At 70.5% G+C, this 21,198-nt stretch carries 20 protein-coding genes and 1 pseudogene; 8 read left to right on the plus strand and 13 right to left on the minus strand.

Going from position 1 to position 21,198, the window contains the following annotated elements; translation table 11 throughout:
- Positions 1–67: 67 nt before the first annotated feature.
- Positions 68–1,402, plus strand: a complete 1,335-nt coding sequence (gene gabT, locus ACYBSK_RS29195; protein WP_460243920.1) for a 4-aminobutyrate--2-oxoglutarate transaminase — start codon at positions 68–70, stop codon at positions 1,400–1,402.
- A 558-nt stretch (positions 1,403–1,960) separates the two neighbouring features.
- Positions 1,961–2,404 carry a phosphatase PAP2 family protein gene (locus ACYBSK_RS29200; RefSeq protein ID WP_460243921.1) on the plus strand — a complete coding sequence of 148 codons (444 nt, stop codon included), beginning with the start codon at positions 1,961–1,963 and terminating at the stop codon, positions 2,402–2,404.
- Here the strand turns inward: ACYBSK_RS29200 and ACYBSK_RS29205 are convergent.
- Both ACYBSK_RS29205 and ACYBSK_RS29210 read right to left on the minus strand, forming a co-directional pair.
- Complete coding sequence (locus ACYBSK_RS29205; protein ID WP_460243922.1) at positions 2,358–4,169, minus strand: chitinase; 1,812 nt, start codon at positions 4,167–4,169, stop codon at positions 2,358–2,360. The two genes, ACYBSK_RS29200 and ACYBSK_RS29205, sit on opposite strands and share 47 nt — an antisense overlap.
- Before the next feature lie 113 nt (positions 4,170–4,282).
- Positions 4,283–4,741, minus strand: a complete 459-nt coding sequence (locus tag ACYBSK_RS29210; protein ID WP_457480243.1) for a hypothetical protein — start codon at positions 4,739–4,741, stop codon at positions 4,283–4,285.
- A gap of 168 nt (positions 4,742–4,909) precedes the next feature.
- Here ACYBSK_RS29210 and ACYBSK_RS29215 point away from each other — a divergent pair, with 168 nt between their 5' ends.
- Entirely contained in the window at positions 4,910–5,281 is a 372-nt protein-coding gene (locus ACYBSK_RS29215) for a nuclear transport factor 2 family protein (RefSeq protein WP_457480244.1), read from the plus strand.
- 4 nt (positions 5,282–5,285) lie between these two features.
- Here the strand turns inward: ACYBSK_RS29215 and ACYBSK_RS29220 are convergent, their stop codons facing one another.
- Genes ACYBSK_RS29220 through ACYBSK_RS29245 form a run of 6 tightly spaced genes read right to left on the minus strand, consistent with a single transcriptional unit; the run spans position 5,286 to position 12,543 of the window.
- Positions 5,286–6,704, minus strand: a complete 1,419-nt coding sequence (locus ACYBSK_RS29220; protein WP_460243923.1) for an NAD(P)/FAD-dependent oxidoreductase — start codon at positions 6,702–6,704, stop codon at positions 5,286–5,288.
- Between the two features lie 30 nt (positions 6,705–6,734).
- Positions 6,735–7,523 (minus strand): ABC transporter permease, encoded by a 789-nt coding sequence (locus tag ACYBSK_RS29225; protein WP_457480246.1) that lies wholly within the window; start codon positions 7,521–7,523, stop codon positions 6,735–6,737.
- Positions 7,523–8,455 carry an ABC transporter permease gene (locus tag ACYBSK_RS29230; protein WP_457480247.1) on the minus strand — a complete coding sequence of 311 codons (933 nt, stop codon included), beginning with the start codon at positions 8,453–8,455 and terminating at the stop codon, positions 7,523–7,525. Before ACYBSK_RS29230 ends, ACYBSK_RS29225 begins: the two co-directional genes overlap by 1 nt.
- The gene (locus ACYBSK_RS29235; protein ID WP_457480248.1) at positions 8,452–9,624 is read right to left on the minus strand and encodes an ABC transporter ATP-binding protein; all 1,173 of its coding nucleotides are present in this window, start codon (positions 9,622–9,624) and stop codon (positions 8,452–8,454) included. The genes ACYBSK_RS29230 and ACYBSK_RS29235 overlap by 4 nt, the downstream gene beginning before the upstream one ends.
- 58 nt (positions 9,625–9,682) lie before the next feature.
- Positions 9,683–10,936, minus strand: coding sequence for a polyamine ABC transporter substrate-binding protein (locus tag ACYBSK_RS29240; RefSeq protein WP_460243924.1), 1,254 nt, complete (start codon positions 10,934–10,936; stop codon positions 9,683–9,685).
- A 56-nt stretch (positions 10,937–10,992) separates the two neighbouring features.
- Entirely contained in the window at positions 10,993–12,543 is a 1,551-nt protein-coding gene (locus ACYBSK_RS29245; RefSeq protein WP_460243925.1) for a gamma-aminobutyraldehyde dehydrogenase, read from the minus strand.
- A 228-nt stretch (positions 12,544–12,771) separates the two neighbouring features.
- Here ACYBSK_RS29245 and ACYBSK_RS29250 point away from each other — a divergent pair, with 228 nt between their 5' ends.
- Complete coding sequence (locus tag ACYBSK_RS29250) at positions 12,772–13,341, plus strand: NADAR family protein (RefSeq protein ID WP_460243926.1); 570 nt, start codon at positions 12,772–12,774, stop codon at positions 13,339–13,341.
- A gap of 14 nt (positions 13,342–13,355) precedes the next feature.
- On the opposite strand, the gene ACYBSK_RS29255 is transcribed toward ACYBSK_RS29250, so the two are convergent.
- The gene (locus ACYBSK_RS29255) at positions 13,356–13,658 is read right to left on the minus strand and encodes a hypothetical protein (protein WP_460243927.1); all 303 of its coding nucleotides are present in this window, start codon (positions 13,656–13,658) and stop codon (positions 13,356–13,358) included.
- 292 nt (positions 13,659–13,950) lie between these two features.
- On the opposite strand from ACYBSK_RS29255, the gene ACYBSK_RS29260 reads away from it, so the two are divergent.
- The 3 genes from ACYBSK_RS29260 (at position 13,951) to ACYBSK_RS29270 (ending at position 17,173) form a co-directional block, all read left to right on the plus strand.
- Positions 13,951–15,009 carry an adenosine deaminase gene (locus tag ACYBSK_RS29260; RefSeq protein ID WP_460247122.1) on the plus strand — a complete coding sequence of 353 codons (1,059 nt, stop codon included), beginning with the start codon at positions 13,951–13,953 and terminating at the stop codon, positions 15,007–15,009.
- 182 nt (positions 15,010–15,191) lie between these two features.
- Positions 15,192–15,878 (plus strand): glycerophosphodiester phosphodiesterase, encoded by a 687-nt coding sequence (locus ACYBSK_RS29265; protein ID WP_460243928.1) that lies wholly within the window; start codon positions 15,192–15,194, stop codon positions 15,876–15,878.
- Between the two features lie 137 nt (positions 15,879–16,015).
- On the plus strand, positions 16,016–17,173 hold the full coding sequence (locus ACYBSK_RS29270; RefSeq protein ID WP_460243929.1) for a serine hydrolase domain-containing protein: 1,158 nt from the start codon (positions 16,016–16,018) through the stop codon (positions 17,171–17,173).
- Here the strand turns inward: ACYBSK_RS29270 and ACYBSK_RS29275 are convergent.
- Positions 17,157–17,713, minus strand: a pseudogene (locus tag ACYBSK_RS29275) (HXXEE domain-containing protein). The gene ACYBSK_RS29270 and the pseudogene ACYBSK_RS29275 overlap by 17 nt on opposite strands.
- 29 nt (positions 17,714–17,742) lie before the next feature.
- Entirely contained in the window at positions 17,743–18,672 is a 930-nt protein-coding gene (locus tag ACYBSK_RS29280) for an SMP-30/gluconolactonase/LRE family protein (protein WP_460243930.1), read from the minus strand.
- 292 nt (positions 18,673–18,964) lie between these two features.
- Between ACYBSK_RS29280 and ACYBSK_RS29285 the strand changes: the two genes are divergently transcribed.
- On the plus strand, positions 18,965–19,624 hold the full coding sequence (locus tag ACYBSK_RS29285) for an SMI1/KNR4 family protein (protein ID WP_460243931.1): 660 nt from the start codon (positions 18,965–18,967) through the stop codon (positions 19,622–19,624).
- A 75-nt stretch (positions 19,625–19,699) separates the two neighbouring features.
- Here the strand turns inward: ACYBSK_RS29285 and ACYBSK_RS29290 are convergent, their stop codons facing one another.
- On the minus strand, positions 19,700–19,969 hold the full coding sequence (locus ACYBSK_RS29290) for a hypothetical protein (RefSeq protein ID WP_460243933.1): 270 nt from the start codon (positions 19,967–19,969) through the stop codon (positions 19,700–19,702).
- Positions 19,970–19,978: 9 nt separating this feature from the next.
- Complete coding sequence (locus ACYBSK_RS29295; RefSeq protein WP_460243934.1) at positions 19,979–21,166, minus strand: polyamine ABC transporter substrate-binding protein; 1,188 nt, start codon at positions 21,164–21,166, stop codon at positions 19,979–19,981.
- Between the last annotated feature and the right edge of the window lie 32 nt (positions 21,167–21,198).

Raw genomic sequence — 21,198 nt, forward strand, 5'->3', positions numbered from 1 at the left:
TCGACCCGAAGACCTCGACACCGAGCCCGGGAGCCGGAACCGGCCCGTCAGAAACAAGGAGCCCCGCATGAGCGCCATCCCGCAGGAGCGCCGCGTCGTCACCGCCATCCCCGGTCCGAAGTCGCAGGAGCTGCAGAAGCGCCGGACCGCGGCCGTCGCCGCCGGTGTGGGCTCCACGCTGCCCGTGTTCACCGCCAAGGTGGACCGCGGCATCATCGAGGACGTCGACGGCAACCGCCTCATCGACTTCGGCTCCGGCATCGCCGTGACCTCGGTCGGCGCCTCCGCCGAGGCCGTGGTCCGCCGCGCCTCCGCCCAGCTCCAGGACTTCACCCACACCTGCTTCATGGTGACGCCGTACGAGAGCTACGTCGCCGTCGCCGAGGCGCTCGCCGAGCTGACGCCGGGCGACCACGCCAAGAAGTCGGCCCTGTTCAACTCGGGCGCCGAGGCCGTCGAGAACGCCGTCAAGATCGCCCGCGCCTACACCAAGCGCCAGGCGGTCGTCGTCTTCGACCACGGCTACCACGGCCGCACCAACCTGACGATGGCGCTGACCGCGAAGAACATGCCGTACAAGCACGGCTTCGGTCCGTTCGCCCCCGAGGTCTACCGCGCTCCGCTGGCGTACGGCTACCGCTGGCCGACCGGCGAGGAGAACGCCGGTCCGGAGGCCGCCAAGCAGGCCATCGACCAGATCTCCAAGCAGGTCGGCGCCGAGAACGTCGCCGCGATCATCATCGAGCCGGTGCTCGGCGAGGGCGGCTTCATCGAGCCGGCCAAGGGCTTCCTCCCGGCGATCCGCCAGTTCGCCGCCGACAACGGCATCGTCTTCGTCGCGGACGAGATCCAGTCCGGCTTCTGCCGCACCGGCCAGTGGTTCGCCTGTGAGGACGAGGGCATCGTCCCGGACCTGATCACGACCGCCAAGGGCATCGCGGGCGGCCTTCCGCTCGCCGCCGTCACCGGCAAGGCCGAGATCATGGACGCGGCGCACGCGGGCGGCCTCGGCGGCACCTACGGCGGCAACCCGGTGGCCTGCGCCGGGGCGCTCGGCGCCATCGAGACGATGAAGGAGCTCGACCTCAACGCCAAGGCGAAGGAGATCGAGACGACGATGAAGTCGCGCCTGTCGGCGATGCAGGAGAAGTTCCCGGTCATCGGCGACATCCGGGGCCGCGGCGGCATGATCGCCGTCGAGCTGGTCAAGGACCCCGCCACCAAGGAGCCGAACCCGGAGGCCACCGCCGCGCTCGCCAAGGCCTGCCACGCCGAGGGCCTGCTCGTCCTCACCTGTGGCACGTACGGGAACGTGCTGCGTTTCCTGCCGCCGCTCGTCATCGGTCAGGACCTCCTGAACGAGGGTCTCGACATCATCGAGAGCGCGTTCGCCGCGCTCTGAGCCGTTCCCGCAGGGCCGCTCCGGCAACAGGAGTCACACCGCCCGGTCGTGAGGACGCGGACCGCGACGCTTCCGTGACCTGCGACGACGGTCGGGCCGTGTGAAGAACGTGTGCGGGGCCGATGGGATGTTGCCCAACCGGCTGTCGCGCCCTCAGCCCCTGCCGTACGGTTTCTGCAGATGAGAGAAACACCCCGCTCGCAGGAGACTGCGGGCGACACCGGGTCGGAGCATCCCCAGCTTCGCCCTGGTCGTGCCCTCGCGCACACACCCGGAGCTTCCGGCTCCGGAACTCCTCACCGGTCGGACGGTCGCCCGCCCCATACCCCCCGGGGCGCGCGACACGCCGGCCAGTTCGGCCGGTTCGGAACTACCCCCCCTGTTCCGAACCGGCCGACCATCTTTCTCCTCCTCTTCGCGGCACTCCTCTTCGCCGCACTCACCTGGCAGGTCGCCGCCGAAGGCCCCCTCCTCGCGTACGACGAGCGGCTCGGCGACGCGATCCGCACCAGCGCGGTCCCCGCGGGCCCGGCCGAGTTCTTCGCCGGCCTCGGCAACATGTCGGTCGCCCTGCCGGTCCTCGCCGTCACCCTCGCGTACGTCACGTGGCGCACCCGCTCCCGCTTCCCCGTGGTCGTCGCGGTCGTGACGATGGCCCTGGTCCCCGCGCTGGTGGCCCCGCTCAAGGCGCTCGTCGACCGCCCCGGCCCGCCGCCCATGGCCCCGGCAACGGGCTTCTACCCGTCGGGGCACGCGGCGACGGCGGCGGTCGCGTACGGCCTGTGCGTCCTGCTGCTGCACGTCGTCCACCGCCGACGCGAGGCGGCCTACGGCTGCGTCCTGGTGAACGCTGCCGTAGGCCTGGGGCTCGTCCGGCAGGGGTATCACTGGCCTGCCGATGTGGTGGGGAGCTGGTGTCTGGCGGTGCTGCTGCTGTGCGCCGCCGCGTGGGCCGTCAGCCGAAGTAGGCGTCGAAGTTCTTCTGGAACTCCCAGTTGTTGAAGCGGTCCCAGTTCACCGACCAGGTCATCAGTCCGCGCAGGGCGGGCCAGGTGCCGTGGGTGGCGTACGAGCCGCAGTTGGTCTTCCTGGTGAGGCAGTCGAGGGCCTTGTTGGTCTCGGCCGGGCTCACGTAGCCGTTGCCCGCCTGGGTGGAGGCCGGCATGCCGATGGCGATCTGGTCGGCGCGCAGCGGCGGGAAGACGTTGTTCGCGTCGCCCGCGACCGGGAAGCCGGTGAGCAGCATGTCGGTCATGGCGATGTGGAAGTCGGCACCGCCCATGGAGTGGTACTGGTTGTCGAGGCCCATGATCGAGCCGGAGTTGTAGTCCTGGACGTGCAGGAGCGTCAGGTCGTCGCGCAGGGCGTGGATGACCGGGAGGTACGCGCCCGCGCGCGGGTCCTGGCCGCCCCACTTGCCGGTGCCGTAGTACTGGTAGCCGAGCTGGACGAAGAACGTCTCCGGGGCCATGGTCAGGACGAAGTCGTCGCCGTACTTGGCCTTGAGGGTCTTCACCGCCGAGATCAGGTTCACGATCACGGGGGTCTTGGGGTTCTTGAAGTCGGTGTCGTCGGCGTTCAGGGACAGGGAGTGGCCCTCGAAGTCGATGTCGAGGCCGTCGAGGCCGTACTCGTCGATGATCTTCGAGACGGACGAGACGAAGGTGTCGCGGGCGGCCGTGGTGGTGAGCTGGACCTGGCCGTTCTGGCCACCGATGGAGATCAGGACCTTCTTGCCCGCGGCCTGCTTGGCCTTGATCGCGGCCTTGAAGTCGGCGTCCGACTCGACCGTGGGGCACTCGGTGACCGGGCAGCGGTTGAAGCGGATGTCGCCGGAGGTCGTCGAGGTGGGTTCGCCGAAGGCGAGGTCGATGACGTCCCAGCTGTCGGGGACGTCGGCGAGGCGGGTGTAGCCGGCGCCGTTGGCGAAGCTCGCGTGGAGGTAGCCGACGAGGGCGTGTGCCGGGAGGTCGGAGGAGCCGGAGTCGCCGGGCCCCGCGGCCGTCGTCGCGGTGACCGTCGCCGACTTCGCGGACTCGCCCGCGTCGTTCACGGCGGCGACCTGGAAGCTGTACGCGGTGGTGGGCGTCAGGCCGGTGACGGTGGCCGAAGTGCCGCTCACCGTCTGGGACTTCACGCCGTCGCGGTAGACCGTGTAGCCCGTGGCTCCGGGGACCGCCGACCAGGACAGGCCGACGCCGGTGGCGGTGACGGCGGAGGTCTTGAGGCCGGTGGGCGCGGCGGGCGGCACGGGGGTCTCGGTGCCGGGGCCGAGCAGGGTGAGGTCGTCGGCGGTGTAGGCGGGGCTGCCGTACCAGCCGTGGGTGTAGATCGTGACCTTGGTGGTGGCGGGGCCCGTGCGGAAGGTGGTCGTGAGCCGCTGCCAGTCGGACGCCGACGGGGTCCAGGTCGACACGTCCGTGGTGCCGGTGCCGCTCGCGCCGAGGTAGACGTAACTGCCCCGGACGTGGCCGGACAGGGTGTACGTGGCGTCGGGCTTGACGGTCACCGTCTGGGAGCAGCGGGCGTTGTCGGCGGCGGTGGGGGTGGCCTGGAGGGCCGACGTACCGCCGTGGACCGGTGAATTGACGATTCTGCTCGTGCCCGGGGAGCAGGTCCAGCCGTCCGTGCCGGACTCGAATCCGCCGTTGCGGGCGAGGTCGGTGTCGGCGGCGCGGGCGGTGGTGGACAGGGCGGTGAGGCCGGTCGCGGCGAGCGCGACGGCGGTGAGGGTTCTCAGGAGCCTGCGGGGTCTGGAGCGGGACATGGCTGCCTCCGGGCAGGGCGGGGAATCGAGCGCGGTGGAGCGCGCCCAACTTGGTCCAGACCAATTGAGTTGTCAAGGGTCCGGCCCCGAACCCGCCCCGGAACGGCATGTCGCTACTCCCCCGCGTCCCTTGCCAGTTGGGCCGCGGCCTCGTGCATCGCGAGCTCCAGGAGCGCCGGGTCCGTGAGCGTGCCCGAGCCGTCCGGCGCCACCAGCCAGCGCACGCCGCCGGAGAGCCGGCCGGGATAGGGCACCACGATCCAGGTGCCGAGTCCCGCGCTGCGCACGCCGGTGCCGAGCCAGCGGGTGGCGGTGCCCGCCGGGACGAAGAAGCCCATGCGGGCCGCGCCGAAGTCGGCGAGCACGGGGCCGGGCCGGTCGATGACCCGGCGCAGCACGTCGAGCGTCGGGTATCCCAGCTCCCCCGGCAGGATCAGCACGTCCCACCGCTTGCCCGCGGGCAGCAGCGCCACCCCGTGCGGATTGCGTTCCCACTCCCAGCGGCAGGCGTCCGGATCCGGTGCCACGGACACCAGCCACTCGACCGCGGCCTTGTCCCCAGGGCCAGTCATGACGGGGCCTCCTCGTTCACATCGACGCTGATGGTCACGAACGAGAGGGGGCAGGGGCCGCGGCATTACGCGACTTCGATCATCTGGTGGTGGTGAATTCTCCCGCGCGCACGCGACCAGGGGCGTACGCCGGTGATCGCGGGCGGGCGCGCACGTACGCTCACGGGCATGGAAGAGGACGAGAACGCGCAGGTGCGGGCGGCGATCGACGGGGAGCTGCGGATGCTCGACCCGGCGGTGCGGGCGTCGGACGACGCGGTCCGGGCGCTGCTCGACCCGGAGTATTTCGAGTTCGGGGCCTCGGGGCGGCGGTGGGACCGCGAGACGATCCTGGAGGTGACGGGCTCGGGCGGCATCTCGGCCGCGGACCCGGCGGTGGTCACGGGGATGACGGGCACGCTGCTCGCGCCGGGCGTCGTGCACCTGACGTACCACTCGGCCGACCACGGGCGCCGCGTGAACCGCAGTTCGGTGTGGCGCCGCCACCCGGAGGCCGGGTGGCGGCTGTACTTCCATCAGGGCACGGTCGCGGCCGAGTAGCGGCTCAGCTGTCGAAGCCGAGGCCCACCGCGTCCATGGTCCTCAGCCACAGGTTGCGGCGGCCGCCGTTGGCGTCGGCGCGGGCCAGGGACCACTTGGTGAGGGCGATGCCGGTGGCGGCGAAGGGCTCCGGGGGGAACGGGAGGGGCTTCTTGCGGACCATCTCCAGCTCCGTGCGCTCCGTCGGCTCGCCCGACAGCAGGTCGAGCATCACGTCGGCGCCGAACCGCGTCGCGCCGACGCCGAGGCCGGTGTACCCGGCGGCGTACGCCACCCGTCCCGCGTGCGCCGTGCCGAAGAACGCGGAGAAGCGGGAGCAGGTGTCGATGGCGCCACCCCAGGCGTGCGTGAAGCGCAGGCCCTCCAGCTGCGGGAAGCATGTGAAGAAGTGCTCGGCGAGCTTCGCGTACGTCTCGGGCCGGTCGTCGTGCTCGGCCCGCACCCGGCCGCCGTACGGGTAGATCGCGTCGTAGCCGCCCCACAGGATCCGGTTGTCCGCGGAGAGCCGGAAGTAGTGGAACTGGTTGGCCGAGTCGCCGAGGCCCTGCCGGTTCTTCCAGCCGACCGCGGCCAGCTGGTCCGCGCTCAGTGTCTCCGTCATCAGCGCGTAGTCGTACACCGGGACGGTGAACGCGCGGGTGCGCTTGACCAGGGACGGGAAGACGTTGGTGCCGAGCGCGGCCTGCCGGGCGAAGATCCGGCCGTACGGGGTGCGGACCGCGAGCCCGGTGCCGCCCGAGGCGAGTTCGGTGGCCGGGGTGTGCTCGTAGACGCGGACACCGAGGTCGAGGCAGGCCCGCTTGAGGCCCCACGCCAGCTTCGCCGGGTGGAGCAGGGCGACGCCGCGCCGGTCGTGCAGCGCGCCGAGGAAGGTGGGCGAGGCCACCTGTTCGCGGGTCTGGTCCGCGTCGAGGAACTCGATGCCGTCCGCGAGCCCCGCCTCGGTCAACTCCTCGTGGAACGCGCGCAGTTCGGTGACCTGGTGCGGCTGCGTCGCCACGTCCAGCTCGCCGCTGCGCTCGAAGTCGCAGTCGATGGAGTAGCGGGCGACCGCCGCCTCGATGGCGTCGAGGTTGGCGGCGCCCAGCTCCTCCAGCTTCTTGATCTCCTTCGGCCAGCGGGCGAGCCCGTTGGCCGTGCCGTGCGTGAGGGAGGCGGCGCAGAATCCGCCGTTGCGTCCGGAGGCGGCCCAGCCGATCTCCTTGCCCTCGACGAGGACGACGTCCCGGCCGGGGTCGCGCTCCTTGGCGAGCAGCGCGGTCCACAGCCCGCTGTAGCCGCCGCCGACGACCAGCAGGTCGCAGCGCTCGTCGCCGGTGAGCGCGGGGCGGGGCTCCGGCCTGCCGGGGTCGTCCAGCCAGTAGGCGACCGGCTTGGCGTCGGCGAGTGAATTCGTCCAGCGATTCATGGCGCGTGCGGCCATGATTCCAACTCCCTCAGAAACTCGGCAAGGTCAGGCGACCTTGTTCTTTCGCTTGCCGATGGTCATTCCGGCAAGCACACACAGTACGGCGACCAGGAACATGGCCGTACCTATGACATTGATCTGAACGGGCGTACCGCGCTGCGCCGAACCCCATACGAACATGGGGAAGGTGACAGTCGAGCCCGCGTTGAAATTCGTGATGATGAAATCGTCGAAGGAGAGCGCGAAGGCGAGCAGCGCGCCGGCCGCGATACCGGGCGCGGCGATCGGCAGCGTGACGCGTACGAAGGTCTGGAAGGGGCCCGCGTACAGGTCCTGCGCCGCCTGCTCCAAGCGCGGGTCCATCGACATCACGCGCGCCTTCACCGCGGTCACCACGAAGCTGAGGCAGAACATGATGTGGGCGATCAGGATCGTCCAGAAGCCCAGCTGAGCACCCATGTTGAGGAAGAGCGTGAGCAGCGAGGCCGCCATCACGACCTCCGGCATGGCCATCGGCAGGAAGATCAGCGAGTTGATCGCGCCGCGCGCCCGGAACCGGTAGCGGACGAGCGCGAAGGCGATCATCGTGCCGAGGGCGGTCGCGCCGATCGTGGCCCACAGGGCGATCTGGAGGCTCAGCGAGAGCGAGCCGCACATGTCGGCGACGCCGCACGGATTCTTCCAGGCGTCCGTCGAGAATTCCTGCCACTCGTAATTGAAGCGGCCCTTCGGTTTGTTGAAGGAGAAGACCGTGACGACGATGTTCGGGAGCAGGAGATAGCCGAGCGTGAGCAGGCCCGCAATCACCACGAGATTCTTTCGCAGCCAGCGCATCAGACGAGGTCCTCCGTCCCGGAGCGACGGATGTAGAAGGTGACCATGAAGAGAATGGCCGCCATGAGGATGAAGGAGAGCGCCGCCGCCGTCGGATAGTCGAGAATCCGCAGGAACTGCGTCTGGATGACGTTTCCGACCATGCGGGTGTCGGTGGAGCCGAGCAGATCGGCGTTCACGTAGTCACCGGTCGCGGGGATGAAGGTCAGCAGCGTTCCGGAGACGACACCCGGCATCGACAGCGGGAAGGTCACCTTGCGGAAGGTGGTGAACGGGGCCGCGTACAGGTCGCCCGCGGCCTCGTGCAGCCGGCCGTCGATCCGCTCCAGGGAGGTGTACAGCGGCAGGATCATGAACGGCAGGAAGTTGTACGTGAGTCCGCACACCACCGCGAGCGGCGTGGCCAGCACCCTGCTGCCGTCGGTCATGCCGATCCAGCTCGTGACGTCCAGGACGTGCAGCGAGTTGAGCGCGCCGACGACCGGGCCGCCGTCGGCGAGGATCGTCTTCCACGCGAGCGTACGGATCAGGAAGCTCGTGAAGAACGGGGCGATCACCAGGATCATGATGACGTTGCGCCAGCGACCCGCGCGGAACGCGATGAGGTACGCGAGCGGATAGCCGAGCAGCAGGCACAGGACCGTGGCGAGGCCCGCGTACAGGACCGAGCGCAGGAACTGCGGGTAGTACTCGGACAGCGCGTCCCAGTACGTCGCGAAGTGCCAGGTGACCTTGAAGCCGTCCTCCAGCGAACCCTGCTGTACGGAGGTCGAGGCCTGGTAGACCATCGGCAGCGCGAAGAAGACGACGAGCCACAGGATGCCGGGGAGCAGCAGCCAGTACGGGACGAGGCGGCCGCGCTTGCGGGGCCTGCGTGGCTTTTCCTCGGGCGTGGGCGCCACCGGGGGCGCGTCGGAGAGTGTCGTGCTCATGCGGCGGCGTCCTCCGAGACCTTGGCCGCGCCCGCGTCGACATCCTGGGCGGCGTCGAGACCGAAGCTGTGCGCGGGGTTCCAGTGCAGGACGACCTCGGCGCCGGGGGCGAGGCGGCTGTCGCGCTCGATGTTCTGCGCGTAGACCTCGAAGGAGTCGCACAGCGGGCTGTCGACGACGTACTGCGTGGAGACGCCGATGAACGAGGAGTCGGCGATGCGGCCGGTGATCCGGTTGCGGCCCTCGGGGATCTCGCCCGCGTCGTCGGCGTGCGTGAGCGAGATCTTCTCGGGGCGCACCCCGAGGAGGAGCTTGTCGCCGGTGGCGGTGGTGGCCGCGGAGTTGCGGGCGGTGGGCAGGACGAGCTTGCCGTCGCCCGCCTTGAGGGTGAGGTCGTCGCCGGCCCGGCCCGCGATCTCGGCCTCGATGAAGTTCGAGGTGCCGAGGAAGTTCGCGACGAACGTCGAGCCCGGGTTCTCGTACAGGTCGGTGGGGGCGCCGAGTTGTTCGACGCGGCCCGCGTTCATCACGGCGACGGTGTCGGCCATCGTCATGGCCTCCTCCTGGTCGTGCGTGACGTGCACGAACGTGATGCCGACCTCGGTCTGGATGCGCTTGAGCTCCAGCTGCATCTGGCGGCGCAGTTTGAGGTCGAGGGCGCCGAGCGGCTCGTCGAGGAGCAGCACCTTGGGGTGGTTGATCAGGGCGCGGGCGACGGCGACGCGCTGCTGCTGGCCGCCGGAGAGCTGGTGCGGCTTCTTGCGCTTGTGCTCGCCGAGCTGCACCAGGTCGAGCATCTCCTCGACCTGCTTCTTCACCGACTTGATACCGCGGCGGCGCAGGCCGAAGGCGACGTTCTCGTAGATGTCGAGGTGCGGGAAGAGCGCGTACGACTGGAAGACGGTGTTCACGGGCCGCTTGTAGGGCGGCAGGTTCGTGACGTCCTGGTCGCCGAGGTGGACCGTGCCCGTGGTCGGGTCCTCCAGGCCCGCGATCATGCGCAGGGTCGTGGTCTTCCCGCAGCCGGAGGCGCCGAGCAGGGCGAAGAAGGACCCCTGGGGCACGGTGAGGTCGAGCGGTCGTACGGCGGTGAAGCCGTTGTCGTACGTCTTGCTGATCCCGCTGAGACGGACGTCGCCGCCGTGGTCGCTCTGGGGAGGAGTCGTCATGGTGAGTCCAAGGAGTCAAGGAGGGTGGGACGGTCGGGGCGCGCGGGCGTGAGTCGGCTCAGCCGCCGGTGAGCTGGGCGAACTTCTGCTCGAACGCCGTTTCTTCCTTGGCGGTCAGCGAGCGGAAGCCGTGTGCCTTGGCCGACATCTCCTTGTCGGGGACGATCAGCGGGTCACTCGCGACATCCTTGTCGATCTTGGCGAGTTCGGGCTTGACGATGCCGGTCTCCAGCGGCGAGACGTAGTTGATCCACGCCGCGAGCTCCGCGCCGACCTTCGGCTCGTAGTAGTAGTCCATGAGCTTCTCGGCGTTCGCCTTGTGACGTGCCTTGTTCGGGACCAGCATGTTGTCGGTCGACGAGATGTAACCGGCGTCCGGGATCGCGAACTTGACGTCCGGGTTGTCCGCCTGGAGCTGGACGACGTCACCGGCCCAGGCGAGGCACGCCGCGAGGTCGCCCTTGGAGAGGTCGGAAATGTAGTCGTTGCCGGTGAAGCGGCGCACCTGCTTGCTGTCGACGGCCTTCTGCAGGCGCGCGACCGCCGCGTCGAAGTCGTCGGCCTTGAAGGTGCGCGGGTCCTTGCCCATGTCGATCAGGGTCATGCCGATCGTGTCGCGCATCTCGGAGAGCAGCCCGACCTTGCCCTTGAGCCTGGGGTCGTCGAGCAGCTGCGAGACCGAGGTGATCTCCTTGCCGCCGGTGGCCTTGGTGTTGTACGCGATGACCGTCGCGATGCCCTGCCAGGGGTAGGAGTAGGAGCGGCCCGGGTCCCAGTCGGGGTTGCGGAACTGGGTGGCCAGGTTGGTGTACGCGTGCGGCAGGTTGGCCGGGTCGAGCTTCTGCACCCAGCCGTAGCGGATGAGCCGCGCGGCGAGCCAGTCGGTGAGGACGATGATGTCGCGGCCGGTGTCCTGGCCCGCCGCGAGCTGCGGCTTGATCTTCCCGAAGAACTCGACGTTGTCGTTGATGTCCTCGGTGTACTTGACCTTGATCCCGGTGCGTTTGGTGAACGCCTCCAGCGACGGCCGGTGCTTCTCGTCGTCGCTCATGTCGATGTACTCGGTCCAGTTGGAGAAGTTGATCGTCTTCTCCTTGGCCGAGTGGTCCTCGGACGAGATGCCGCCCGAGGACTTGCTCGCGGCGGGGATGCCGCAGCCGGTGAGGGCGCCGAGCCCGCCGACGGCGAGCGCGCCGCCGGCCGAGGCCCGCATCAGGGTCCGGCGGGACATCGCTGCCCTGCCGTTCCTGAAGCTGCGGTGCATGGCGGCCAGTTGGGCCGGGGACAAACGGTCGGGCTCGTACTGCTCCATGCGCGTGGTTGCCCTTTCGGGAGGTTGGCGGCCGTCGGTCGGTACGGCCTCAGTGACTATCGGTCCCCGAAGATCGTGCGGTGCCAGTCCTTGCGCACCACCGCGGTGTTGTCGAACATGACGTGCTTGATCTGCGTGTACTCCTCGAAGGAGTAGGCGGACATGTCCTTGCCGAAGCCGGACGCCTTGTATCCGCCGTGCGGCATCTCGCTGAGGATCGGGATGTGGTCGTTGACCCACACGCAGCCCGCCTTGATCTCGCGCGTCGCGCGGTTGGCGCGGAACACGTTGGTGGACCAGGCGGAGGCCGCGAGCCCGTAGGGGGTGTCGTTGGCGAGCGCGATGCCCTCGTCGTCGCTGTCGAAGGGCAGCACGACCAGCACGGGGCCGAAGATCTCGGACTGCACCGCCTCGCTGTCCTGCGCGGCGTCGGCGATGAGGGTCGGCCGGTAGTACGCGCCGTCGGCGAGGTCGCCGCCGGGGGCCTCGCCGCCGGTCACCACGCGCGCGTAGCCGCGCGCCCGGTCGACGAAGGCGGCGACGCGGTCGCGCTGCGCGTGCGAGATGAGCGGACCGAGGTCGGTGTCCGCGGCGAACGGGTCGCCGAGCCGGACGGTCTCCATGAGGGCGGCCGTCCGCTCCACGAAGGCGTCGTAGAGCGGACGTTGCACGTACGCGCGCGTGGCGGCGGTGCAGTCCTGCCCGGTGTTGATGAGGGCGCCCGCGACCGCGCCGTGCACGGCGGCGTCGAGGTCGGCGTCGTCGAACACGACGAAGGGCGCCTTGCCGCCCAGCTCCAGGTGGAGCCGCTTGACGGTGGCGGTGGCGATCTCGGCGACCCGCTTCCCGACGCCCGTGGAGCCGGTGAAGGAGGTCATGGCGACGTCCGGGTGGCCGACGAGGTGCTCGCCGACGTCCTTGCCCGCCCCGGTGACGACGTTGACGACACCGTCCGGGAGACCGGCCTCGGTGGCGGCCTGCGCGAAGAGCAGCGAGGTGAACGGGGTCAGCTCGGCGGGCTTCAGGACGATCGTGTTGCCCGCGGCGATGGCGGGGAGCACCTTCCAGGCGGCCATCTGGAGCGGGTAGTTCCAGGGCGCGATGGAGCCGACGACGCCGATGGGCTCCCGGCGTACGTAGGAGGTGTGGTCGCCGCTGTACTCGCCCGCGGACTGCCCCTGGAGGTGGCGGGCGGCGCCGGCGAAGAACGCGGCGTTGTCGATCGACCCCGGCACGTCGAACTCGCGGCTCAGCTTGAGCGGCTTGCCGCACTGCAACGTCTCCAGCAGGGCGAACTCCTCGGCCTTCTCGCCGAGCACGGCCGCGAACCGGTGCATGGCGTCGGACCGCTCGCCGGGCGTCGCGCCCGACCAGCCGGGGAAGGCGGCGCGGGCGGCGGCGACGGCGGCGTCCACGTCGGCGGTGCCCGCCAGCTCGTAACGGAAGACCTCCTGGCCGGTGGCCGGGTCGACGACGGCGTGGGTGCGGCCGGATGTGCCCTTGACGAGGCGGCCGCCGACGAAGTTGGCGCCGTCGGCGAAGCGTTCCTGTGCCGAGGCGGCGACGTTCTTGGCCGAGGTGGGGTGATCCGAGGTGGGGTGGTGCATGAGTGCTCGCTCTCGCTTCTCTGCGCCGGTCCTCGTCCCGAGGGCACCGACGTAGCTCCAGCCGTAGCTCCAGCTCGATTTGAGTGCCGATCCTGACAGAGGACCAGTACTCCAACAAGTGATTCCGTTGTTGCCTTTTGGTTACGCGACGGAATCTGTCGACCAGGTGTCGAGTCCGCCTGGAAAACCCAGGACGGATTGTCAGTGGTGGGTGCCAGACTCCCGTGTATGGAGATCGACAGCAGGGAATCGCTGGTGGCGGCTCTGGAGACGGGGGACGAGACGGCGAAAAGGGTCAAGTACCTGCACTTCTGGGGACACACGCCGCGCAAGGACGGGACGATCGGAGCGAGCTGTCTCAGCCAGTGGTGGCCGTCGCCGTTCACGGTGGACGGCGTGGAGTACGCGACGGCGGAGCACTGGATGATGGCGGAGAAGGCCCGCCTGTTCGGGGACGCGGAGGCGGAGCGCCGCGCGATCGCGGCCGGACACCCGTCGGAGGCCAAGAAGGCGGGCCGCCTGGTCCGCGGCTTCGACGACGCGGTGTGGGAGCGGGCGCGGTTCGGCGTGGTCGTCGAGGGCAGCGTCCACAAGTTCGCCTCGGATCCGGGACTGCGGGAGTTCCTCGTCGGCACGGGTGACCGGGTGCTGGTGGAGGCGAGCCCGATGGACCGGGTGTGGGGCATCGGCCTGGCGGCGGACGACGCGGCGGCGCAGGATCCGCGGCGGTGGCGGGGGGCGAATCTGCTGGGGTTCGCGCTGATGGCGGCGCGGGAGCGGCTGCGCGCAGCGGGCTGAGCGGGCTGAGGGGCCTACCTCAGGAGGGCGACCGCGATCCCGAGGAGCAGCAGGAGGAGCAGCGCGCCCAGCACGAGCCCACAGCCGAACCCTCTTCGGGACGGAACGCGGGCCCCGGCGGCGCCGCACTCGTCCCCGTACGCGTGCCCGTACGCGTGTCCGTACGCGTGTCCGTACGCCGGACGCGACAGCGCACCCGGTCGCCCCTCCGGCCCCACGGGCGGTGGCGGCACGGGCGCGTCGGGCGCCGCGTACGGGTTGACGTACCCGTACGCGGAGGGCGCCGGCGGGGTGCGCCGCGGGTCGGGCTCGCTCATCCGGTCATGCTAGGGCCCTTCTGACGGATCAGGCTGGGCCCGGGAGGCCGCGTCGTTCGGCTCCGCGAGCGGGGTAATGGGACCTCCCGAGAAGGGCGACAACGCGAGGGGGTACCTCCCGCCCGAGCTTGGCGGAGCCTGGTTCGAGGGTGGGGGAGTTGGCAACCGACGACAACGCAGCAGATGTGCGTGCCAGGCCCCGCGACTCCAGCAAGATCCGTCAGAAGGGCCCTAGGCAGCACGCCGGGCGCGCGGGCCGCCCGCATACGATGACGAGGACCCCGATCAGCCGATCACCCACGTTCCTGGGGAGGAACCCGTGAGCCAGAGCCTGCAGACCTTCATCGCCGGACTGCCGAAAGCCGAACTGCACGTCCATCACGTGGGCTCCGCCTCCCCGAGGATCGTCTCCGCGCTCGCCGCCCGGCACCCCGACTCCACGGTCCCGACCGACCCCGAGGCGCTGGCCGACTTCTTCACGTTCACGGACTTCGCGCACTTCATCCAGGTGTACCTGTCCGTGGTCGACCTGATCCGCACGCCGGAGGACGTCCGCCTCCTCACGTACGAGATCGCCCGCGACATGGCCCGGCAGAACGTGCGGTACGCGGAGCTGACCATCACCCCGTTCTCCTCGACCCGTCGTGGCATCGACGCGCGCGGGTTCATGGACGCCATCGAGGACGCCCGCAAGTCGGCGGAGGCCGAGTTCGGCACGGTGCTGCGGTGGTGCTTCGACATCCCCGGCGAGGCGGGCCTGGAGTCGGCGGAGGAGACGGTGCGGCTGGCCACGGACGACGCGCTGCGGCCGGAGGGCCTGGTGTCGTTCGGGCTCGGCGGGCCCGAAGTGGGCGTGCCGCGCCCGCAGTTCAAGCCGTACTTCGACCGGGCGCGCGCGGCGGGCCTGCGGTCGGTGCCGCATGCGGGCGAGACGACGGGGCCGGAGACGGTGTGGGACGCGCTCACCTATCTGGGCGCCGAGCGCATCGGCCACGGCACGTCGTCCGCGGACGACCCGAAGCTCCTCGCGCACCTGGCCGAGCACGGGATTCCGCTGGAGGTGTGCCCGACGTCGAACATCGCGACGCGCGCGGTCCGCACGCTCGACGAGCACCCGCTGCGGAAGTTCGTCGAGGCGGGTGTGCCGGTCACGATCAGCTCGGACGACCCGCCGATGTTCTCCACGGACCTCAACACCGAGTACGCGGTGGCCGCCCGCCTCCTCGACCTCGATGCCCGCGGCATCGCCGACCTGGCCAAGGCCTCCGTCCAGGCGTCCTTCCTCGACGCCGCGGGCAAGGCGCGCATCGCGACGGAGATCGACACGTACACGACCAACTGGCTCAGCTAGAGCCTCTCCGGCGGCCAAGGAGCAGGGCCCGGCACAATCAAGCCCGTCCGGCGGCCAAGGAGCAAGGCCCGGCACAATCAAGCCCCTCCGGCGATTGAGGAGCGGGGTCCGGGGCGGAGCCCCGCGAGCGCTCACCGGGTGGGTGACACCCACCCACCCGGCCACCGGCCACAATGGTGGCCATGCACCCCGTGACCGCCGTCGCCCACCGAGGCGACCCCTACCGCGTCCGCGAGAACACCCTCCCGTCCCTGCGCTCCGCGCTGGACCGGGGCGCGGACGCGGTCGAGTTCGACGTCCGCCTGACCAGGGACGGCACCCCGGTCCTCCTCCACGACGCCACCCTCGACCGACTGTGGGAGCACGACCGCCCCCTCTCCGCCCTCTCCTACGACGAGGTCCGCAGCCTGACGGAGGACGGCGTACCGACCCTGGCGGACGCCCTGGAGACATGCCGCGACACCCGCGTCATGATCGACCTCCCGGGCGCGACACCCCGCTCCGTCCGCGCGACCCTCGGCACCGTCTCCGACTGCGACGCCACCGAACGCGTCTACTACTGCGCGGGCGCCCAGACGATGCTGATGGTGCGCTCCGCGTCCCCCACCGCCGAACTCGCCCTCACCTGGACCTCGCTGGCCCCGCCCCGCCCGGCCGTGCTCGCGGCGCTCACCCCGCGCTGGCTCAACTACCGCTTCACGCTGGTGAACCGGGAGCTGGCGGCCCGGGTGCACCGCGACGGCTACCTCCTGTCGGTGTGGACCCCGGACACCCGCCGCTCGATGCGCCGCCTCCTCGACCTCGGCGTGGACTCCATCACGACGAACCGCATCGACGTCCTGACGTCCCTGCGCCCGGACGACCGCTGACGAACGCCCCCTAGGGGGGCGCCCGGGGCACGGCCCGGGGTCGGACTCGTTCGGTGGGACGAGCCGCCCGGCCGACGCGCGACCGAGGATGGTCGACGTCGGCCCACTCGGGTCGACTTCCGCACCAGGAGGCCCCCTTGAAGCGTCGTTCCGCCCTCACCCTGGCCCTGCCCACCGCCCTCGCACTCGCCCTCGGCACCGTGGCCGCGGCCGCACCGGCGGCCCAGGCCCACCCGGCCCCGGTGACATCCAACGCGGCCCCCGCCCCCGACGCCCAGGCCCTCACCGCCGCCCTCACCGGGCTGCCGGACGACGACGCCACCGCCGCCCTCGTCCGGATCGGCGGCACCGGCGGCTCCTGGCACGGGACCGCGGGCGTACGGGATCTGCGGACGCGGGAGAAGGCCCTGGAGAACGCGCGGTTCCGGGCGGGTTCGACGACAAAGGTGGTGACAGCGGCGGCGGTCCTGCGCCTGGCCGCCGAACGAAGGCTGGACCTGAACCGCCCCGTCCAGCACTACCTCCCCGCCCTCTTCCACGACACGCCCTTCAAACACCCCATCTCCGTACGGCAGTTGCTCAACCACACCAGCGGCATCCAGCCCGGTGACGGCTGGGGCAACGCGTTCGAGGACCAGTACGCGCACCGCTTCGACGTCATCACGCCCACCGAGGTCATGACGTCGGCGCTCGCCAAGGGCCCCGCGTTCGCGCCGGGCACCCGTCAGCAGTACCTGAACATCAACTACACGCTGCTTGGCCTCCTGCTGGAGAAGGTCACGGGCCGCTCCTACGCACAGGCGGCGCAGGAGCTGGTCCTGCGCCCGGCGGGCATGCGCGACACGTCGTTCCCCGGCACCGACCCCCGTATCCAGGGCCCGCACAACCGCGGCTACCAGCTGGTGGACGGCGCGTTCGTGGACGTCACCGAGTGGGTGCAGGCGGACCGTGCGGCGGCGGGCGACATGATCTCGACGACCGCCGACCTGGAACGCCTGATCACCGCCCTCTTCCAGGGCCGGATCCTGCCCGCCCCGCAGCTGAAGGAGATGTTCAGGACCCCGGCCCGCGTCAAGGACGCCACGTACAGCGCGGGCCTGCAACGGATCGAGCTGAACGGCCAGGTGTACTGGGGGAAGTCCGGCTCCCGCTACGGCTACGGCACGGGCGTCGCCGCCACCCGCGACCTGTCCCGCACGGTCGTCTACTCGGTCAACGCCACGGACGCGAAGGGCGAGGAGATGAACCCCGTCGCCGAGCGCATCATCGCGGCGTCCGTCAGGAACGCTTCCTGACGTCGCTTCCCGGCTTCCCGACCAGCCGCCGCGCCACCCCGTGCGACACCGCCGTCGCCGCCCCGCCCACAGCAGGCCGGCGGCGAGGTCCCGGCCCCGGGTCGGCCGCAGCACCCCGGCGCGGCGCAGCCGGTGGCGCGCCCACAGGGCGAACGGCACGACGAGGGTGGGCGTCGTGGCCACGCCCGGGGTGTAGCCGCGGACGGCGGCGGCCTGCGCCAGGTGCACGAGGCCGTGCAGGCCGAAGCCGTCGAGCATCGCCTGATACGTCGCGGAGCGGCCGCCGCTCGCCCATCCGGCGAGGGCGCCCGCTCCGACGATCCCGGCCATCACGCCGACGGCGGCACGGAACTCCCGCTCGTCGACGCCCTCCAGGGACCGCCACACCCGCTCGGGCACCTGGGGCCACCGCTCGCGCAGCTCCGGCAGATGCCGCCGCAGCCAGCGGGGCGCGGCGAGCACCTCCTCCGTGTCGTGCACCGCCCACGCGGCGAACAGCCCCAGCGTCACCGCCGCCCCGACCGAACCCTCGTCACCCATGGCCCCACTCTAGAACGGCCTCCGCATCCTCAACTCAGCTTCACGGCAACCCCGTTGTACGTCGTCTCCGGCGTCGGCGGCGTCGTGAAGCGGGCGTTGACCAGGTAGAGGCGGTCGCCGTGGCGGGCTGCGGTGGAGGGGACGTCGAAGCGGGGGTCGGTGAGGAAGCGGACGAGGGTGGCCTTCGTCTCCCGCTTGTCGAGGCGCAGCACCGCGATCCGGTTGAGCCGGTTCTGGACCACGTACAGGAGGGAGCCGATGCGCACCAGCCCGTCCCCGTTGACGACGTCGGGCAGGCCCACCAGTTCGACGAGCGCGGCGTGCCCCGTCTTCGTGTCCACGCGGTAGAGGCGTCCCTGGACGGAGTTGACCACGATCAGGTCGCGGCCGTCGGCGGTGGGGACGAGGCCGTTGGCGTTGGTGGCGTCGGGGACGAGTTCCCAGTCGCCACTCAGGGGGAGCCCGCGTACGGCGTCGCCGTTGAGGAGGTACAGGTTGCTGTCGCGCGAGTCGGTGAACCAGGCACCGGCCCGGGTCAGGACGACGTCATTGATGAAGTGGCCGCTCGGCTCGGTGAATCGGTGGGTGGCGAGGAGCGCTCCGGTGCGGGTGTCGATGATCCTGGCGACGCCTCCGGGGCCCCCGGCCACGTACAGGAGCCCGTCGTGGTCGACCTTCATGCCGAGCGAGACGAGCCCGGCGGCGCCCGGCCACAGCACGCCGCCGCGCCCGGTGCGCAGGTCGACGCGGAAGATCCGGCCGTCGACGCGGGAGCCCATGTACGCGTACGGGGCGCGCCCGACGGCGATGCCCTCGGGCTGGAACCCGTTCGGCAGCGGGAACTCGGTGGGCCAGGCGGCGGCCTCCGCACTGCCGCCCTGCACGGCTGTGGCGAGGGCGACCGCGGCGGTCGCGGTGAGGACGGTGCGGCGGGAGGGGAGGTGCGCGGAGTCGGCCATGGTGTTCCTCCGTCGGTGGCTGGCGGTGGACGATGAGCGGTTCGCGTTCACGTATTCTCCACAACAGGACACGCTCCGTACCGCAGGAGGGTTCACTTCCCAGCGGCGGCAACACGGTCGCGCTCAGCGGATCAGCCGCCCGTGCTCGTCGAGGATGCCCGCGCACTCTTTCCGTATCGCCCCGTCCTTATGCGGCGAATTCCCGGCAGTCCATGGGGCTCGTGACGGCCGGGGAGCCCGCGCTCACCGTTCGGCCTTCATCTCGGTTTTCCTTTTCATAGGGTGGCCGATCATGAACGCAGAAGATACGAGGTCGGCCTGGGAGCGGTTCCAGACCGAACTCGCGCGCGTGGCACCGCTGTCCCACAGCATGCTCCGTCCGCCCGCGTCCGAGAACGAGATCGCGGCCGTCGAGGACGAGTTGGGGACCGCCCTCCCCACGGGGGTACGCGCGTTGTACCTCCTTCATGACGGAGTGCACGAGCCGGAGCACTTCGCCGACTACCCGCAGGACGTTCCAGCGGATCCGGCCGACCCTTTCTGGCGCTATCAGAATGCCGTGTGCTTTCTTCCCGGCGGGCTCGCCTGGCTCCCGCTCGAACGGGTCGTTGAGCTGGCCGAGCACGTGAGCATGTACGCGGACCCCGCCGATCCGCGCCGCCACGTCCCGTTCCTGTCCCAGGTGACCGACTCCGACATGTCCGGGATGTGGATCGATGCGGAGGGGACCCTGGGCACATGGACGGACGCGGGCACGCTGGATCCTTCCGGGTGCACGGTCGCCGAGTATCTCGCCGATGCCGCACGGGCGTTGGCGACCGGGACGGCATGCCGGGTGACGGAGGGCGAGACACCGCTGCGCTCCCCCTCCGGCGACGGTCTGGGCTGGGTCGACGCCGAGGCACCGGACCTCGTGAAGAGCCGTCTCCAGGACGGGTGGCGGCCCGTGTGAGCGGGTCCGACAGGCGAGTGCGGGGCCCGCTCACACGGACCCCGCACTCGCCTGTCACTCCTTACGGTTCACGCGTCACGATCGCTGAGCGCACTTGATCACGTCAGCGCTGCTGTCGCAGTCCTGGAACCCGTCGATGTCGACCCAGCAGCCGTCCATGTCCAACATGCGGAAGGTGGAGGCGAATCCCCGAGGCCCGCCAAGGTAGTGGGTGCCGTCGAAGGCGTTGGTGCGGACCTGGAAGGTGCCGTTGACCTTGTCGCCGTCCGGGTCGGTGAAGGTGTCCCGCAGCGTCGGCGCGGTGGTGTTGACCGCCCACACACCCGCGTACGACTTGAGCGGCACCCCGGCGGCTCACAGCCCCGCGATCCTGTTCCACCGCTTCGAGAACTCCGTACGCTCCGCCGGCTTGATGTCCCGGGCTATCGCGAGCCGGGAGCGCATCCGGTCGTCGGGGAAGATCAGCGGGTCCTCGGCGAGCGCGGCCGTCTCCTTGTCCTTGGACGAGGCGAGCACATCGCGCGCCGCGGGCACCGGGCACACGTAGTTGACCCACGCGGCGAGCTCCGCGGCGACCTCCGGCCGGTAGTAGTAGTCGATCAGGCGCTCGGCGTTGGCCTTGTGGTCGGCGAGGTTGGGGATCATCAGGGACTCGGCCCAGAGTTCCGCGCCCTCCTCGGGGACGACGAACTCGATGTCCGGGTTGTCGGCCTGGAGTTGGATGATGTCGCCGCTGTACGCCTGGCAGGCGAGGACGTCCCCGCCGGCCAGGTCCTTGATGTAGTCGTTGCCGGTGAAGCGGCGGATGTGCTTCGCCCGCACGAGCTTCTCGACCTGCTCGCAGACCTGGTCGAAGTCGTCGGCGGTCCACCGGGTGATGTCGACGCCGTTGCCCTGCATGAGGAGCGCGAAGGACTCGTCGAGGCCGGAGAGCAGGGTGACGCGCCCCTTCAGGTCGTCCGCCCAGAGGTCCGAGACGTGCTGGAGCTCGCGGCCGAGGCGCCGCTTGTCGTACGCGATGCCGGTGATGCCGGACTGCCACGGCACGGTGTACTTGCGGCCGGGGTCGAAGGCGGGTGAACGCAGCAGCGGGTCGAGGTACCGGGTGACGTTCGGCTGGTGCGCCCGGTCCATCTCCTGGACCCAGCCGAGGCGTACGAAGCGCGAGCACATCCAGTCGGAGATGACGATGAGATCGCGGTCGGTCTTCTGGTGGTTCATCAGGGAGGGGCTGATCTTCCCGAAGAACTCGTCGTTGTCGTTGATCTCCTCGGTGTACTTGACCTGGATCCCGGTCCGTTCCTCGAAGGCGTCGAGGGTCGGCCGCCGGGACGGGTTCGCATCGTCCACGTCGATGTAGAGCGGCCAGTTCGCCCAGGTCAGCCGCTTGTCGTCGGCGGACAGGTCCTTGGCGCCGCGGTCCCCCTCCGCGACGTACGCGGCGGGCACCCCGCAGCCGGTGGCGAGGGCGCCGAGGGCCGTGGCCGTGGCGCCGCCGCCGAGGGCGCGCAACAGGGAGCGGCGGGTGACATGGGGGGTCATGGAGTTCGATCGCACGAACTCAGCTTGCCCGC

This window comes from Streptomyces sp. BYX5S (assembly GCF_054724165.1).

Coding starts and splice junctions, on each gene's coding strand:
- gabT (WP_460243920.1), top strand. CDS start 68: ATGAGCGCCATCCCGCAGGAGCGCCGCGTCGTCACCGCCATCCCCGGT.
- ACYBSK_RS29200 (WP_460243921.1), top strand. CDS start 1,961: ATGTCGGTCGCCCTGCCGGTCCTCGCCGTCACCCTCGCGTACGTCACG.
- ACYBSK_RS29205 (WP_460243922.1), bottom strand. CDS start 4,169: ATGTCCCGCTCCAGACCCCGCAGGCTCCTGAGAACCCTCACCGCCGTC.
- ACYBSK_RS29210 (WP_457480243.1), bottom strand. CDS start 4,741: ATGACTGGCCCTGGGGACAAGGCCGCGGTCGAGTGGCTGGTGTCCGTG.
- ACYBSK_RS29215 (WP_457480244.1), top strand. CDS start 4,910: ATGGAAGAGGACGAGAACGCGCAGGTGCGGGCGGCGATCGACGGGGAG.
- ACYBSK_RS29220 (WP_460243923.1), bottom strand. CDS start 6,704: ATGGCCGCACGCGCCATGAATCGCTGGACGAATTCACTCGCCGACGCC.
- ACYBSK_RS29225 (WP_457480246.1), bottom strand. CDS start 7,523: ATGCGCTGGCTGCGAAAGAATCTCGTGGTGATTGCGGGCCTGCTCACG.
- ACYBSK_RS29230 (WP_457480247.1), bottom strand. CDS start 8,455: ATGAGCACGACACTCTCCGACGCGCCCCCGGTGGCGCCCACGCCCGAG.
- ACYBSK_RS29235 (WP_457480248.1), bottom strand. CDS start 9,624: ATGACGACTCCTCCCCAGAGCGACCACGGCGGCGACGTCCGTCTCAGC.
- ACYBSK_RS29240 (WP_460243924.1), bottom strand. CDS start 10,936: ATGGAGCAGTACGAGCCCGACCGTTTGTCCCCGGCCCAACTGGCCGCC.
- ACYBSK_RS29245 (WP_460243925.1), bottom strand. CDS start 12,543: ATGCACCACCCCACCTCGGATCACCCCACCTCGGCCAAGAACGTCGCC.
- ACYBSK_RS29250 (WP_460243926.1), top strand. CDS start 12,772: ATGGAGATCGACAGCAGGGAATCGCTGGTGGCGGCTCTGGAGACGGGG.
- ACYBSK_RS29255 (WP_460243927.1), bottom strand. CDS start 13,658: ATGAGCGAGCCCGACCCGCGGCGCACCCCGCCGGCGCCCTCCGCGTAC.
- ACYBSK_RS29265 (WP_460243928.1), top strand. CDS start 15,192: ATGCACCCCGTGACCGCCGTCGCCCACCGAGGCGACCCCTACCGCGTC.
- ACYBSK_RS29280 (WP_460243930.1), bottom strand. CDS start 18,672: ATGGCCGACTCCGCGCACCTCCCCTCCCGCCGCACCGTCCTCACCGCG.
- ACYBSK_RS29285 (WP_460243931.1), top strand. CDS start 18,965: ATGAACGCAGAAGATACGAGGTCGGCCTGGGAGCGGTTCCAGACCGAA.
- ACYBSK_RS29295 (WP_460243934.1), bottom strand. CDS start 21,166: ATGACCCCCCATGTCACCCGCCGCTCCCTGTTGCGCGCCCTCGGCGGC.